The organism is Brumimicrobium glaciale (assembly GCF_004152935.1).
Lineage (GTDB): Bacteria > Bacteroidota > Bacteroidia > Flavobacteriales_D > Crocinitomicaceae > Brumimicrobium > Brumimicrobium glaciale.
The window spans coordinates 396932-412655 of the sequence record NZ_SETE01000002.1 but is presented as its reverse complement, the minus strand read 5'-3'; the positions used below and the strand labels follow the sequence as shown (position 1 = coordinate 412655).

Genomic DNA, 15724 nt, shown 5'->3' with positions numbered 1-15724 from the left:
ACTTTACTGGTAAGTCGTTACAGGGAAATAAATTATCTGATACCTTTTAAATTACTTAAGGTTGGTTCGGTTAGTTAAATTTCTTAATACTGTTTTACAAGGCTTTCTGTTGTCTTTTGTTTTTTTCTTCTGACTCAACTCTATTGTACTCAGCAATCATATCAAATTTACACCATGTGATTTTTTCTGGACTGAATAAACAAACAAATAAATTGTCCTGTGCCTCTCCTTTTGTAAGCATAAGATGTTTACCAAGATAATATTTTGATAGATTATAAGTTTCTTCATCTTTGCATCCAACAATTGATACAAATGCGACATTATTTTTAGAGCTTATTTCATATTTATCGTTTTCAATATTTGCGTATTTGGCAGGAATTAGTCTATTCATTATTTTAAGGAGATCCTCATGAGCTGTTTGTGATGCTTTATCTTTTCTTCTAATAAATTTCAACTCTATTGCTACAGCTGGTCCGTCATACGCGAAACCTTTACTAGTGTACTCTTCAAAAAGCTCAATATTAACAACTTCTAATAGCGCTGGGCTACCAATAGTTAAATCAACTTCAAAACCAGATTTCTCATTCTCCTTAAACCAAGTAACCTGTGAATGAACAAAAGATGTTTTCCGTTCACCTTCATCCACAATAAAACCTAAAGAATTACCTTTGGAATTATGATAACCTTTTAAATTTTCTTGTGCCATGAGCGCATTAAATACATGGCATTCTAAATCACCTTCAGTGAGTATCATACCTTGATATTCTTTATATGTCTCTTGAATAGACGTCATACTATTCTTAATATCTTGTATCCAACTTTTAGTAGGTTCCTCCATAATCAATCTTCTTTAAATACCTTCTCAAAATGTGCCCAAGCAGTCTTATAATCTTCTACACGATCACATTTATCAAACGGTGCATAATACGTAATTTTTTTACCGAAATACAATTCACTTTTCTCTATGGTGTGCTCGTAGGTTTCTCCTGCTTTTAAATCTTTTATGGTGTTCCAAACTGGACGGTCTATACCAACGCCTGTTAAACCTTTGGAACAAGTAAATACAATATTGCCTGTGGTGTCATACCAAGTATCATCTTCGTTTTGTTGGAGAACTGGAAATTGAACGTTGTAAATTAAGATTAACTCTTCTAAAGTTAAGCTTAAAGCCATTGCAGATATTACATCTATCTCAACTAAAGCCCATCTGCGTTCATACCAATTACGCAAAGGTGTATCCCATTCCCACTTTGGTTCTAAGCTGTCAAAAGGAGTTAGTCTATTATCTTTCTTGCTCCAAAAATCAACTTTAAAATCATCATTCCAGTTTCTCTCCCATAGCTTCGCATAATTAGAATTCAGGCTGTTTAATAATAGACCTCTAGAAATTAAAAAGTTTTTGAATCGTTCGTCTACACCTATTTTTAAAGTTCTTAACGTGTCGTCATATAAATTACTCTTACCTAAAGCTTTAATATAGAAGTCATAAATGATTGAGGAAAATAGACCAACTGATTCTAACAGTTCTATTTCATTTTTATAAGTAATCGAAATAACACCATCAATATGTGAAGAATTTGAAGGTAAGATTGCTGGTTGTAAAGTTCTTTCACTGGCAGTGTTTAGCATTTTACTAAAAGCTAGTTTAAATTCTTGTTCCCATTGCGAGCCCCATGGAGTTATAATTTTATTAATGTAATTTGAATAATTATATGATTTTTGATAATTTGTTCTAGGTAAGAAATCTTTGTCTATTGATTGAAGGTCCAAAACATCATAATGAGAACTCAACTTACAGGCTTCATATGGATTTTTGTTAAATGGATTTGAAACGAAAAAGTGAGGTCCACTAAATATTACTGCACTATTTTCAAAATTACTATATTCTGTTTTTCTTTTAATTACGCCATCCTTAACACCGTTTGTTTCATTAAAGCACATGGTCACAAAATATTTCATTTTGTCTTCTAATTTCATTTGTAATTTACCTAATTTTGTTAGGATAGTCAATACTTCATTAGAGTGTACTTCAATTAACTTTGTATTATTATAATTATCCTCTTCTGTTCCGAACGCATTATATATTATTTTCAATGCACTTTCATTTATGTTAACCTTCCGATTAGAACTAGGTTTAGTATTCCAAATAAATTTACCATTATCATCTTTTATTTTCTTTCCTTCAGTAAAGAGGCTTGGTTTACTTATAAAAATACCATCTATGGTTTGAGGGATATATAAGTTATGAATTGAAATAAAATCAACTTCATCTTCAAAACCACGATAAATATTTATGCCAAAATTCATTTGGTCATGAACCTCGCTAAAAATGAATAAAGCATTTTTAAATTCAAAATGAAATTTTAATCTTTGGTACACTTTTTCTCTTAAATTACTAGCTTTAGGATCTTCATATATTCCCTCAGGATGAACCAGCCCACAAAATCCATTTTTAGAAACTAAATTAAAAGAATTGGTTAAAATACTTTTATACAAATTATTTCTTTGACCTTGAAGTAAAGGGTAATTCTGAAAGGCACCTATAAACTCTTTAGTTCCTTCAGCCCACATATTTTCAGTAATATATGTTTGCTCTATATCTGCATTTTCTTTTAATATTTTTATTGCTTGTTTTTTTATCTGTGGGGCAGATAACTTTCTAATAAATATTTCCGGATTTTTCTCAGAAAGAATCCCTGCTTCATCCATAGTTATATTTACCCATGGCGGATTTCCAACAATCACATCAAAACCACCTCTTTCTTTAAAGACCTCAACAAACTCTAATTGACTATGAAAGAATCGATATTGTTCACTTAAATTCTTTACTTCTTCTAAACGTTCTTTGTTGTCATACAAGTCGCTTTTTTCGGTTTTTTCAATAATCTGTTGTTGTGCTTGTTCTCCAATAGAAGGTTCGTGAAATAACGCTGTTTGATTATTCTCGGAATAGGAGGTAGGCTGTTTTTTGAATACTTTATCTTTTTGAGTTAAGTCAATCCTTAAGATATTTGCCACATCATTTATATACTGTTGGCGTGTAGGTAAATGTTCTGCTTTCCGCACATCCCAAAACCACAGACTACACCAATAATCCATTACCATTTTTAATTTATAATACGGAGAAGATTGACGATTACGTTGATCGTTGAGTTGTTCTTTTTCATCGTAAGAACGCAGGTTTAAATTCTTTTGAAAACCTTTATCTCTTCTCTCTATTTCATAACCGCACCATATATCAACTTTATTCTTGGTTTGAAGGTTTAATCGTTTTTGGAAAATATAATACGCTTCTAATTGCTCGTCAATCGCATCACATATATTTTGCAATTGGCGGAACTCTGTCTCAGAAATTGGTTTAATGGCATCTTTACGCCATTCCGTTACTCTATTGGCATGTTTTGGAAATTCATCTTTCAATAATTTAATTCCAGCACTGGGAACCATTCCTTTGTCCGGCAATAAGAAGTGATAAACTTCATTCTTTTTTCGCTTATCCCCATCTGGTCCTAACTGCAACATTTTCGGAGCTTTCTCCCACCATTTCTTTTTCAGCTGTTTTTCGGTATATACCTTAAACCAAGCCCCAACAACTGCATTTCCTACTGCCAAGCGGTTGGCAAAGAAAGGCGTTTCCATGTCTTTATGAATTACGTTCAGCCAAAGCGATAGTTTCCCTAGTTCAATAGCTGTTGGGTTTAAATCGACTCCGTAGGCATTGTTCGTTGCGATGTACGCTTTTACTTTCTGAAGTTCTTCAATGTATTTCTCCGGAGAGATTTTCGTTTTCTTCTCTTTTTGTCGGTAATTCAAATAAGCTTCAGCCAGTTGGTTAATCAACTCATTGTGGAAAGCAGCTGCTCCCATTGCTGGTTCCAGGAGTTTTAAATCCAGTAACTCAAGGGCTTTCATTTCCCCATTTTCCACCTTCTCTAAAATAGATTTCAGCGTGTACTTCACTGTAGTTTGCGTCAACACCTCAGGCGTATAATAAGAAGCAGATTTCTGTCTGTCACGTCCGCTCAAGCGGTACACAAATTGTCCTTTCGGAATGATCACATCTTTCCCAGACTCATCTTTCAATACCTCATCTGTATGGAAATCATCTCTTCTTGCTCTTTGCACCAATAAAGTTCCTTCTTTGGGTTTCTTTTTTGGGTGTACTTCAATGTAATCTTCTTCGGCATAAAATCCTCTATAGGCGAGTAAGCTTTCATAAACGCTTCCCAGTTGGTTAATTCCAAGGTTAGCGTAAGAAATTCTACCTCTGGCTTTACCGCGTTGCTCTCGAGACAATGATAGTTGACAAATCACATCTTGCCAAATGTAATTTCTGAATTTCACATTGCGCAGTTGAAGCAACTTATCGTCATCAAACATCGGGGAATCAATGTGACGAATTCTAAAACTTTTATTCTTTAGCGTAGATATAACTTCTCCATCTTTAAGTTGTATGGTTTGATCTTCATTTTCACGGTAACCCCTGCTCATCAATTCGAACAGTTGTTTCAAAGAATCGTGAAAGAAATATCCATTTCTACTGGCATCTGTAATCAATTGAGTTTGCTCTAAATCACGTAGCATTTCCAAAGAGTATCCTTTTTGGTAAACACTATCAGAAATAGGTAGAATGTCTAAATCTGATCTTGATTCAGCATAAAACACAAAAAGCAGACGGTACACAATATTCAAACAATCATCTTTCACTTGACTTTCGAATAAATCGTCCGTTTCATCAAATTTTTCACCGAGCTTTTCTTTTCGGTAATACAAAGCTTCGTTCGCCAAAGCTTCCACTGCATGTATAATTCCTTCCTTTAGGTCTTTGGTAACTTCGTAAGCACTTTTATGACTGTCTTCTTCCAACTGATCCATCAGTACCATTTCACTATCAGGTGCTAACATTTCTTTAGAGAGCATTAAGAAGAAAAGAGAATAGTATTTACGTTCAATCGTCGCTTCCGAAAACAGTTCCTCTATGTCAAGCTGTAAATACGCTCCTTTAAACCATTTTTCCACCTCCACCAAAAAGATTTTATTTCCCGCCAATAACATAATGAATTGCGGTCTTTCTTTTTGATCCAATAAGCTCAATTGAGAAATTGCCTTATTGATAATTACTGGAGAAATTTTCAGTTCATCAGGAACAGTAAACACACGGCTCCATTGTGCACGGTGATAGCGTTGTTCTTTCGATTCGTGCTCTTCATCCTCTATATTATAGCGTTGTTCAAATAAACCATCAGGTTCTTCATCTCCTTCTTTAATCAATGGCTGCATTTCCATAATAATTAAATGCAGTTTATCTCCTCTGTACAATTTATGCCTTACAGGAAGTACTTCTTTTTCAGAAAAGTGAAAAGGTTCATTGTACTGATGGTGATCTCCATCGTAGCCCAATGCATTTAACAAATGTGAATGGAATTGATGTGTTTCGTATATTTTATCTTTCGTTCTTAACCTTCCCTCAATAATGTTTTGCTTATAACGGTAGTATTTATCCTTTAGTGGCGAAATTCGTTTTTGCAAGCCTTTATGATCCTCTGATTTATAACCAGATTTTTCATGAACTTTTTTTACAAAATCTTCATCATAGTAGTTGGAAGAGAAAAAGTCACCAATGTTATTTATAAATTTTATCATCACTTACTAATTAAAAAATACTGCCATTACTTTAATATATGCATCTTGATCCAATGCTACCATGTCTTTCATGTATTGACTAGAACTAGAAGCAATGGTTTCAATTTCTTCTAATTCATTCTCTTTTTTCTTTCTTGAAAAAACGGTATCTGCTACTTCTTCAAAATGCATTTCTAACTGCTGTATAGAAGTTGCTTTCCATCTGTTTAAATGTGCTTCGTGTTCTGTTGCTTTATCAAGCATCACATCTACAAGATCATCTTGTTTTTCTTTCATCTGAACGTCCTGAGCGTAATCAATTACTAAAGGAAGATTGTCGTGAAGTTTTTTCAATTCTTTTTCACTTATTTCCTCGGTAAACAACTCTTTATCTAACTCAAACTTTTCAATAAAAGTGGCGATGGGTAAACTCTCAATTACTTTCTCACCGTCAAAACCAATGACAAAAAAGTCTGAAATTACAGGTTGGCCCAAGTTATTGGACACCTGTCCATGTAAAACATACCAAGAAGAACCTTTTGGGAATTTAGAAGATATTTTAACCGCTAAAGCCTGATCTTTTGGAACACTGGCTTCAAGCTTGGTCATAAAGTACTTAATCGCAGGATGTAAATCATACAAAATTTGAAACTCTGCCCAAGTTCCTTTCTTCTTTCTTGAATCTTCAATTGCTTTTTGTACTAAATCCTTATCCAAGGTTAATTTGAATAATTCTCCCACCTTTGGTTTGGATTCAGGTGGCATATCATATAAAATACTGTCTAGCTCTTTTGAATTGGCTAACTCTAAATAGCCATCAGTTTCATTGAATTCATAAGAATTGGTATCAATCAAATTGGCACTTTCTAACTGTGCGAATAAGTGTTTATAATAAGCGTAATCATTCGCATACACCGTAACAGCTTCTTCGTAAGGATTATCTGTAATGACAGCAGAAGTGTTTTCATTATCATCAAAAAGTGAGCTGTAGTCAAAGTTCTCTACTTTATCCAAAAAGCTTTCATCTCCCTCTTCAAGTGCTTCAATGGTTTTCTTTTCTTCTTCATTTGAATCGTATAAATGCATTACAGAACCAGCGTCACCTAAAGTTTTATGCACCTCTTCTTCTTTAACCGTAAGCTTATTTATAATGTGTAAATCCGTTTTTATATCTTCTACATCAGTATGCGCAACTAGGTAATAGATGTATGGCACTTTCTTCTGACCGTATCTATCAATTCTACCATTACGTTGCTCAAGCGTGATCAATGACCAAGGAATATCATAGTTCACCATGTTGTTACAGTAAAAGTGTAAATTCACACCTTGTGAACCTGCATCAGAGCACAATAGAATTCTCACTTTGCTATCTCCTTGACCAAAGTCCTCGATTTTCTTTTGTTGTTCTACATCACTATCACTTCCGCTAAAAGATTCAATCGCATCTGCCGATAAATTAAAGTCCTTTGTCAACTTTTCTTTCAAGTAATCCAAGGTAGCTATACGTTCAGCAAAAACAACAAATCGATCATCGTTCTTTTTACCTGACCATTTAAGATCAGTCAGTTTTTCTTTTAACCTTTTGTATTTACTGTCTGCACCTTTATCTAAGATGTTTTTTAATAATCTTTGGTGTTCTTTTAGGACCTCAAGACTATCTTCGTATTTGTCACTTACTGAAGATAGATTACTTACTTTTTCTATTCTATTTTCAATTGAATTTAAAGCAGCAATAGGGGAGGACATAAAGGCTTTAAATATCATAATAGAAAACAAAAAGTCTTCTTTTGACTTCCCTCTTTTTAAGGCTCCTAAAGCTTGAATCTTTAAATTCTGTTGGTATCTTAAAAATTCAATTTCTTCTGGAGAAAGATCGGTTTGTAAGCGTACAATCTCTCGTTCTTGAAAGTTATCGCGAACTGCTGCATCTTCAATATCGTTTTTAAATCTTCTTACGTAGTAAGGTTCTACATCTTTCTTGGTGTAGTCCCCACTCTTAGGGATTGCAGTAGGTTCAATCATATTGATGAGGTTTGCAAAACTCTCTTTTCTCCCGTTATGGGGAGTAGCAGAAGTCAGCACCAAGGACTGACATTTCTTTGCCAAAAACTGCGCTAAATCACCTCTTTGGCTATCTATATTCGCCACAGTATGGCATTCATCAATCACGATGACATCCCAGTGAGATTTTTCAATGTAATGTCTAAACTTTGCGTTATTCTTTAGTGTATCTATGGATACTATCGTCTTATCGTAGTAATCAAATGGATTCTTATTGGCAGGAAGTTGTGTTTTAATTCGTGCAATTCCTTCACTGTCTAATCTGACCAACGGAATTGCAAAACGATTCCACATTTCTTGCTGGAATTGCCCTAAAATAGATTTTAAAGCAAGAACCATTATTCTTTTCCCTTTACCTCGCTTCATTAATTCAGTAAGGAAGATTCCAACTTCAATGGTTTTCCCTAAACCAACACCATCTGCAATTAATATTCGAGGACGTGGTAATTGTAGAGCTTTTAAGGTTGGCGTCAGCTGGTATTCAGAAGTATTAAACGCTCCTTTATTTGCTATTGCAATTTTATCTGAAAATATAGTCGAATTACGAATGTGCGTTTCAATATAAAGCTTAGATTTTCTATAACCTGTTGCAGTATCTGCAATAAACTTTGTGTTTATGGGGTCTACAGGTTTGATGTCTTTATCAATGCTTGTGTCAAAGCAAAATTTCTTTCCTTTTACAAGTTCGCTAATCCCTTCTACATCAATGATGAAAGAACCATCCTGATTGGTAACGAGATCTGTAATTAAAAAATCTTCACCTCTGGTAGTTATTCTTTGGCCTGCTGTTAAGTTCATTCTATTGTTTCTAAATTTGAGGTGATTAAATATATGGAATCAAGATACAATTCTATTTACTCCTTGATTATTAGTCACTTTTAAAATACGATTCATGGTTCGAAAACTTTAATCCACCAATTTAATGAAATTCTCTGAATTGGGTTGATTTAATTGTTTGGATGTAGTTATTTTAAATAATGTTTAAGAACTAAAAAGGTGTTGTTTATTATCTGCTTTATTCATAGTCAATTAGTAGTTCAAAGGAATAACTTAAAGATAAGGTAGTTTATAAACACCTGTATTTAGCCCATCCTGTTTTAACTACGTTTTTTTTATAAACTATACCCTATTAATATCTCAAATGACTTTAAGAAAAAATTTCTATTACAAAGATCTAATAATGGTATTTTATCAGCATCTCCCGATTTCATAAAATAAAATTTTCTTTCGAAGTTTATATGTTCAATAAACAAATCATTCCCTTTTCTATAAACATATTTTATATCATCATAATTATATGTAAATTCTTTGTCATCTCTAATAAAAGTAATTTCTCCAACTCCCATTTTGATATACTTTTTTACATTTCCATAATTGTATAAGTGAAAAGTAAGACACCCGTCTTTTTTGAGCTTATCTTCAATTGTATTAAGTAAATAGATATTCCACGATTGTTCAATTTTTCGACAGAAATTTAATTCAACCTTATGAATTTCAACTTCTTCATCTTTTTTAAAAGAACCCGATTCCGAATAGACTTTTTCTCCATTATTTATGAAAATATATTCGTATTCTGTTTTTTCATAGATTAAGTTTTTTTTCACTTCTGTCAAATGAACATACATATCTGTGATTTCGTTAAAATTTATCTCAAATTCTTTTGTAATATTATCTTTTGTTCCTCTAATTTCAAAATGAGCAAAACCATTAGTTCCCACAAAAAAGTTTTGGAAATGAAAAGTGTTAATTGAGTCTAGTAAAAATGCGGTAATTATTGAGATTGCTAGAAACCAAAAAATTGACCAATTTTGGCTTGGATTTCCTATATAAAATATTAGTAAGTACAATATAATAGAGACCACAACTCCTTTAATTATATTAGATTTCTTTTTTTCTTTTGATAAAGGTTTATCATCTTCTTTTAGTAGACTGAATGCGCCGATTATCACTCCAATGTTTTTCGGTAATTTAAAAAAGATTATATTTTCTGGAGCCTTTTCACCAAATAAATCAAAAGAAGGTTTATACTGAGGTGTGTAATCATCTTCAATAGTTGAACTGTTAAATGGGTTCTCATGGAAGCTGTTCTCTTTTGTTTTCTGGTTTTCGGCATTGTGAAAAGATGCAGTAAATCTAATATCATAATCTTGTCTAGACAAAGGATCGATAAGTGTTTCATAGGCTTCTTTTACTTCAAGAAACTTTTGAGTTAATTTGTCATTTCCTTGATTTTTGTCGGGGTGATATTTTACAGCTAAAACTCTGTATGCTTTTTTTATTTCTTGCTTTGACGCATTTATGTCAATATTTAATATTGCGTAAAAATTTTCCATTGTTTTTTTTCGTAAATGTTGCTAATGTATATATCTGATAAAACACATTTTATAGTTCCTAATCATTTGGTTATAAGTCTTATTTTCTTAATTCATCTTCTAAATATCGCATTTCCTCCTCTAAATAATAAATGTGATCTTCAAGTTTCATTATTCTATAATGCATAATTACCAGCTGTTCACTTTCAGTGTAGTTCTTTAAGAAATCATCTTCGTTAATTGTTTCTAAAGTATCTAAATCAACAGTAGTTGTATCATCTTTAAATTCACCTGTAGTTATATATTGATAATCATAATTTTCAAATTCCTCTAGATATTCCAATAGAATCGCCTTGATTCTTGCTTTTTCAATTTGGGATTTATCAGCTATTGAGTTTACATCAGAATTTAATTCTTCGATATAAAACTCAGTCATCCGTTGGTTAAATAACTCTTTTTCTTTCTTTTTATCCTTTCCGAAAAAGGAGCAGGAGCTAAGGGCTATTGATAAAATTAAAATAAATAGATTAGTTGTCTTCATTTGCTTCTTTTTTTACAAAAACAGAATAAAGCAACCACCCACCAACTATCACATCCACAATATTCCACATTTCTCTTCCTAATGCAATTTTGAAAAATGGCTGAAAGAGTAGGGCAAGGGTACCATAAATAATCATTTCAGTTTTGTCTTGCTTATCACTTGCTTTGTAAGCTAGAATTCCGAAGCCTACTAATGCTGCAAAGCGAACGAGCGTAAAAAAGCCATAAGGCATGTTGAGTAAGCACATGAATAGTAGGATTGCGAGGATTACTTTTATTGCAGAGGAAGGGTTATTTAGTTTGGTCATTGGTGGTAGTATTTTAAGAATTATTTAATTAACGTCGAAACTAAATAAAAATAATCAAATTATCCGATAACTCTTGGACTCTTTCTAAATTTAATACCTTAGTTCTTATTTTGAAAGGATTGTTAATGTAAGTCGTTATTTAATTAATAGAATAAACGTTCATTATTGTCAAAATAACTTCATGATATATTCGATTTCTTTAGTTATTATTGTAGGCCAGTATACTAACGCTTAATTCATCAATCTATAATGCACTATTTTTCTTCAACAAAAAGAGATCTATTTAGATATAATAACGAGCTTCCAATTAGCCTATATGGAAATGTTTTTTTTATTGATAATGGTCAACAAGAGGAAGTTGTTAATTTCATAAAGGCTAATTATGATGAAATTAAACGTGTTTTTCGGACTGATTATAAGCGTTTTATTCTTTTGTCTGATATTAAGTTTAAGGATGGGTTTTTAGACACTCTTCGATATTATTATCCTAAATTACCAAGTGTATCCCATGTCAATGACTTGAGTTTTGAGGTTGTTAAAAATTATCTGGGCTATAAAGGAAATATCAAAACAGGTCTTCTTTCTATTGATGATGAATGTGAATTTATTGAATTTGAGACTGATTCTGTAGCTAAATTTAAGCAATTGTATATTGGTTTTATTAAATATCATAGAATTTACATAGAGGATGAACTACCTTGTTTTGGAGGAGAATATGTTAATAATAAAGATGATCTTATAGCATTAGATGATGAGACGAAAGAGGCTGTTGAAATCATTTTCAAACAATTTTTATCTCTAAGAGAAAATGGTAGTTTTCTTCAAGTTTTACCCTTGTTAGAAAACTATGTTCAAGATGTGAAAATTCAAGATTTGAAGGGATTAAGTATGCTTAAGGTTGATAATGAATATAACATACTTTTAGTTGATTATAATTTAGAAATTAAATTAAGCCACCTTACAAAAAGTTTATATTTACTTTTTCTAAATCACTCTGAAGGCATCTTATTATCTGAATTGAGTAAACACCGTGATGAACTTTTTGAACTTTATCAGTCCATTTCTAATCGCGTTGATTTTGGGAAAATGAATGAAAGTATTGATGATTTAATTAATTTAAAATCGAATGCTATTTATGTTCATTTGTCTAGAATAAAGTCTGCATTTATAAAGGTCGTTATTGAGCATATTGCGGAAAACTACTTTATTGATGGAGGTAAAAATATGCCTAAAAGGATAAAACTTACCAAGGAGTTAATTGATTGGGATTCTAAATTCTGATTTGCAAGGTTGCAAATAACTTAAGCACTTACATAAATACCCTATTTTTGATACTTAACTAAAACTAAAACATGAAAACAATAATTTTTATTCTGGGGGTCGTATTCTTATTATCATTTACAAACACAAGCTCAGATTTTTCATCTAACGACTTTCAAAAAACAATAAGCTATGAGCTGTTAGATTGTAAGTACAGCCAATGTAAAGCTACAGCAAAGAGTACAGGTGCAAGATGTAAACATTGTGTTTCAAATGCTGGAGATACCAATTGTTGGCAGCATTAAAAATAAATTGATTTATCATAAAAAACATCACTTATGCGAACTTTTAAACAAATCAGATTACTGATTTTCTTTACTCTTATGGTCTTATCCTATTCTTGTTCTTATGAGGAAATCCAACTAAATAATTGTATGGAAGATGTAAATTTTTCAATGTTTAAAGGAATAGAGCCAGAAATGGATATGGAATTGGTCTATGACAAATTAGGTGATCCTGATGACATGGAATATTTTAAAGAAGATGGTGATCCAGGTTATTATTACTATTTTTTTTATCCTGAGGGGACAATAATATTAGCTGTTTCAGACTACTGGGGATTGGGCCTAATTCGATATCTTCCAAAAACAAATTTGTATATTGAAAGTATAGTCCATTGTGATATTAAAAGTCAAAAAAAATCTTTTGAATTTTATTGTAAGAATGAAAGCATGAGGAAATTCGATATATTTTTAGATAAAAAAAATAGGACAATAACAAGAATAGATTGGTGGAATAATTAAATACCACAGGCCGTTTTTTTTTAAGCCTTAAACCGATTGTTTAATAATTCATATTTTCTCTGAAAATTTTAATTAATTTAAGTTTTGAACATGACCAATAAAGAACAATTTCTGAAATGTTTCTCTACAATGAATACTAAATCCCTTGAAAGCGTTTTGGTGAAAAATGCCTTTGGACGTTTTAACAATATTAGTTTTATTGAAAAGTTGGATGCGTTTTTTTCCGTATTTAAAAATAAAGGTGACACAAGTATTGAAATCCATACAGGAACAGGAGGTTGCAGTTGTAATAACTGCAGAAATGTGATGTGCTTTGTAGGGAATCTATCAAGAGATTATTTTGCTTTAAGCTACCAAGAAAGCGAGCGAAATTACTTTAGTTTGAATAAGACATGCAAAGAAATAATACTCGAAGAAGATACCCAATTAAATCAATTTCATTACTTCAAAATAAAGCCTAAAGAAACGACAGAATATTTACAGTTTAGAGGCAAATCAGAACCTTTCAAAGAGTTTTATTTCTTTTGTGAAAGAGATTTTTGTAACATGAATGTAATAGAATTTTGGTTAGAAAAATATGCACATTACAACTCAAATATAGTAGCCTCTTTATTGGAACATAAAGTGCGATTTCAACTTGATCCAGTTACATTGTTATTAAATAAAGAATTTGAGAAGCTATATGGTCAGCTACTTATTTTATCAATGCTTTATAAAAAGGAAAGCTATTTTAAAAAACAGTTATCTGAATATAGAAAAGTAGAAGACAGTATTTCTAAAAGAAGAGAATGGTTTGATTTTCATCGCAAGAATAAACAAGAATATGAATTGTTTAACGCTATGTTTTACGACAGCAGAGAGCAAACTCTTTATCGTTTAGCATTAAATGAATTGGTGCTTAATCCAGAAGATTTTAAGTACACTCTTGAATTTGTTGAATTAATGGAAGACAGTAAAGCGATCGTATTCGAAGGAACGATTAAAGAAATCCATGAGATAGAAATATTTGAGAGAACCGTTAAACAAAGTGCCTATAGAAGGCGAAGACTTTTACTTGAAATTGATGACTTTAATCGTAGTGAATATCTTGTCACTTTTTCAGATGGAAGAATAAATCATTTAGAAGGATTTATTGCTGGTCAATATGTTAATGTGCTCGCACGGCTTTTAGGAGGAGAGTTGAAAAACTCGCAAGGAAATAAAGAATTTCAACATTCTTTATTTGGTTGGAAAATCGAAGAGGTAATGAAAAATACAGAAAACAAAGAAACTTCTGACGATATGAACTTATACTATAAATACATGATGTTACCCTCATTATAAAACTAAAAACTATGGAAATTACAGGTAAAATAAAAGTGATTAATGAAACTCAAACACTAGGGGATAAGGGATTTAAAAAACGTGAAGTTGTAATTACAACTGAAGAGAATTATCCACAATCTATCTTGATTGAATTCACCCGAGACAAATGTGAACTATTAGAAACTTACTCTGTAGGTCAAGAGGTGAAAATCAATATCAACATCAGGGGCCGTGAATGGATTAATCCAAAAGGTGAAGCTATTTACTTCAATACGATTCAAGGATGGAGAATTGAGCCTCTAATTGGACAGGCACCAGCGTTTAGTTCACTTCCAAAACCAGAAGAGGTAGATTTAATGGATGATGACGATGGTGATTTGCCTTTTTAAGGGGTAAGGTGTTGTAATATTGCTCTTTTTTCTATGTTTTTATAGCATGAATAATAAGATGGCGAGTATTACTTTTATTATAGAAGAGGGGTTATCTAGTTTTTTCATTGGGGTTAGTACTTTAAGAATTATTTAATTAATGTTTAAACTGAATAAAAATTGGCAAATGATCTGATAATTCTCGGGCTCTCTCTAAATTTTGACAGTCTTTTATAAAATCAATACTTCCTGAATTAATCATTTTTATTCCTGATGTAAAATAGACATTATCGATAGGGTGACTTAAATAATTACCATTGTTACATTTTGTTTTTAATGTTGTACGTTGGTTAAGTAATGCACTCTGATAACCTTTACGATAAAACGGTTTCCAAATTGCATGTTTTTCACTAAGATTAAAATCTCCAGCGATAAGTATTTTATTAGAATTAAGTCTTTCTTGATAATCAATAAAGTGAATAATTTCTTCCTCTGGTTTATCGTTGTGCTTTCTGGAATGGCAATTAATTATATGAAAAGATTCAGAACTTCCTTTTGCCTTAAATTCGGCAATAAAAGGTTCACGATAACAAAGGTTCTCTAACTCACTGTCTAAATATGCTCTATGCACAATGCTTACCTTTGATGTTTTCCAAACATAAGCATATCTTTCGCTAATATACACTGAAGGACTCTTAGTAGGGTCGCTAATCTGATAATCCCATTTGGATCCCATTCTATTCAATTCATCAGCGATTTTCGCTACTGCTTGAGCTCCTGCAGGATCTTTAGCCACTACTTCTTGAATTGCTACTATGTCAAAATCTCGAAGAAGATTAGCAATTTGATAAATATCATCAGGAGTCTTTGATCTTCCTAAATGACGTATGTTCCAAGAGGCTAATGATATTGTGCCAGATTTAGAAGAGTTGGGTAATTCGAATTGTGGATTGGTAAAAGATGAAACTTGGGTAGGAGCGAAGGGATGGTTTTCAGTTTGATTTGTTTCAGAAGTTTTATTCTGATTAGATGAGTTTCGCTCACAACCTAAGATGACGGTTGTGAGTAGTATTAGGAATATGAATCTATTCAAAAATAATTTCATTTCTGTTGTAGTCTATGGTAAGTTTCTAACCTTTGAAAAT

General features: G+C 32.0%; 11 protein-coding genes. 4 read left to right on the top strand and 7 right to left on the bottom strand.

What is annotated here, in order from left to right; genetic code table 11:
* Positions 1-94 precede the first annotated feature (94 nt).
* From ERX46_RS05405 to ERX46_RS05380, 6 genes are all read right to left on the bottom strand, one after another.
* Positions 95-838 carry a hypothetical protein gene (locus tag ERX46_RS05405; protein WP_130092820.1) on the bottom strand — a complete coding sequence of 248 codons (744 nt, stop codon included), beginning with the start codon at positions 836-838 and terminating at the stop codon, positions 95-97.
* A gap of 2 nt (positions 839-840) precedes the next feature.
* Positions 841-5643 carry an Eco57I restriction-modification methylase domain-containing protein gene (locus ERX46_RS05400; protein WP_130092819.1) on the bottom strand — a complete coding sequence of 1601 codons (4803 nt, stop codon included), beginning with the start codon at positions 5641-5643 and terminating at the stop codon, positions 841-843.
* Between the two features lie 6 nt (positions 5644-5649).
* Positions 5650-8481 carry a helicase-related protein gene (locus ERX46_RS05395; protein WP_130092818.1) on the bottom strand — a complete coding sequence of 944 codons (2832 nt, stop codon included), beginning with the start codon at positions 8479-8481 and terminating at the stop codon, positions 5650-5652.
* A gap of 314 nt (positions 8482-8795) precedes the next feature.
* Positions 8796-10016: a J domain-containing protein gene (locus ERX46_RS05390; RefSeq protein ID WP_130092817.1), complete on the bottom strand. Its 1221-nt coding sequence runs from the start codon at positions 10014-10016 to the stop codon at positions 8796-8798.
* Positions 10017-10095: 79 nt separating this feature from the next.
* Positions 10096-10536, bottom strand: a complete 441-nt coding sequence (locus ERX46_RS05385; protein ID WP_130092816.1) for a hypothetical protein — start codon at positions 10534-10536, stop codon at positions 10096-10098.
* Positions 10523-10843: a DUF6804 family protein gene (locus ERX46_RS05380; RefSeq protein ID WP_130092815.1), complete on the bottom strand. Its 321-nt coding sequence runs from the start codon at positions 10841-10843 to the stop codon at positions 10523-10525. The genes ERX46_RS05385 and ERX46_RS05380 overlap by 14 nt, the downstream gene beginning before the upstream one ends.
* A 249-nt stretch (positions 10844-11092) precedes the next feature.
* Between ERX46_RS05380 and ERX46_RS05375 the strand changes: the two genes are divergently transcribed.
* The 4 genes from ERX46_RS05375 to ERX46_RS05360 all read left to right on the top strand — a co-directional run bounded on the left by ERX46_RS05375 (position 11093) and on the right by ERX46_RS05360 (position 14600).
* Positions 11093-12124, top strand: coding sequence for a hypothetical protein (locus tag ERX46_RS05375; RefSeq protein ID WP_130092814.1), 1032 nt, complete (start codon positions 11093-11095; stop codon positions 12122-12124).
* Positions 12125-12537: 413 nt separating this feature from the next.
* A complete protein-coding gene (locus tag ERX46_RS05370; RefSeq protein WP_130092813.1) occupies positions 12538-12906 on the top strand; it encodes a hypothetical protein in 369 nt (122 codons plus the stop codon).
* A 159-nt stretch (positions 12907-13065) separates the two neighbouring features.
* Entirely contained in the window at positions 13066-14229 is a 1164-nt protein-coding gene (locus tag ERX46_RS05365; protein WP_130092812.1) for a hypothetical protein, read from the top strand.
* Between the two features lie 11 nt (positions 14230-14240).
* Positions 14241-14600 (top strand): DUF3127 domain-containing protein, encoded by a 360-nt coding sequence (locus ERX46_RS05360; protein WP_130092811.1) that lies wholly within the window; start codon positions 14241-14243, stop codon positions 14598-14600.
* 136 nt (positions 14601-14736) lie between these two features.
* On the opposite strand, the gene ERX46_RS05355 is transcribed toward ERX46_RS05360, so the two are convergent.
* Positions 14737-15684 carry an endonuclease/exonuclease/phosphatase family protein gene (locus tag ERX46_RS05355; RefSeq protein ID WP_130092810.1) on the bottom strand — a complete coding sequence of 316 codons (948 nt, stop codon included), beginning with the start codon at positions 15682-15684 and terminating at the stop codon, positions 14737-14739.
* Positions 15685-15724 lie beyond the last annotated feature (40 nt).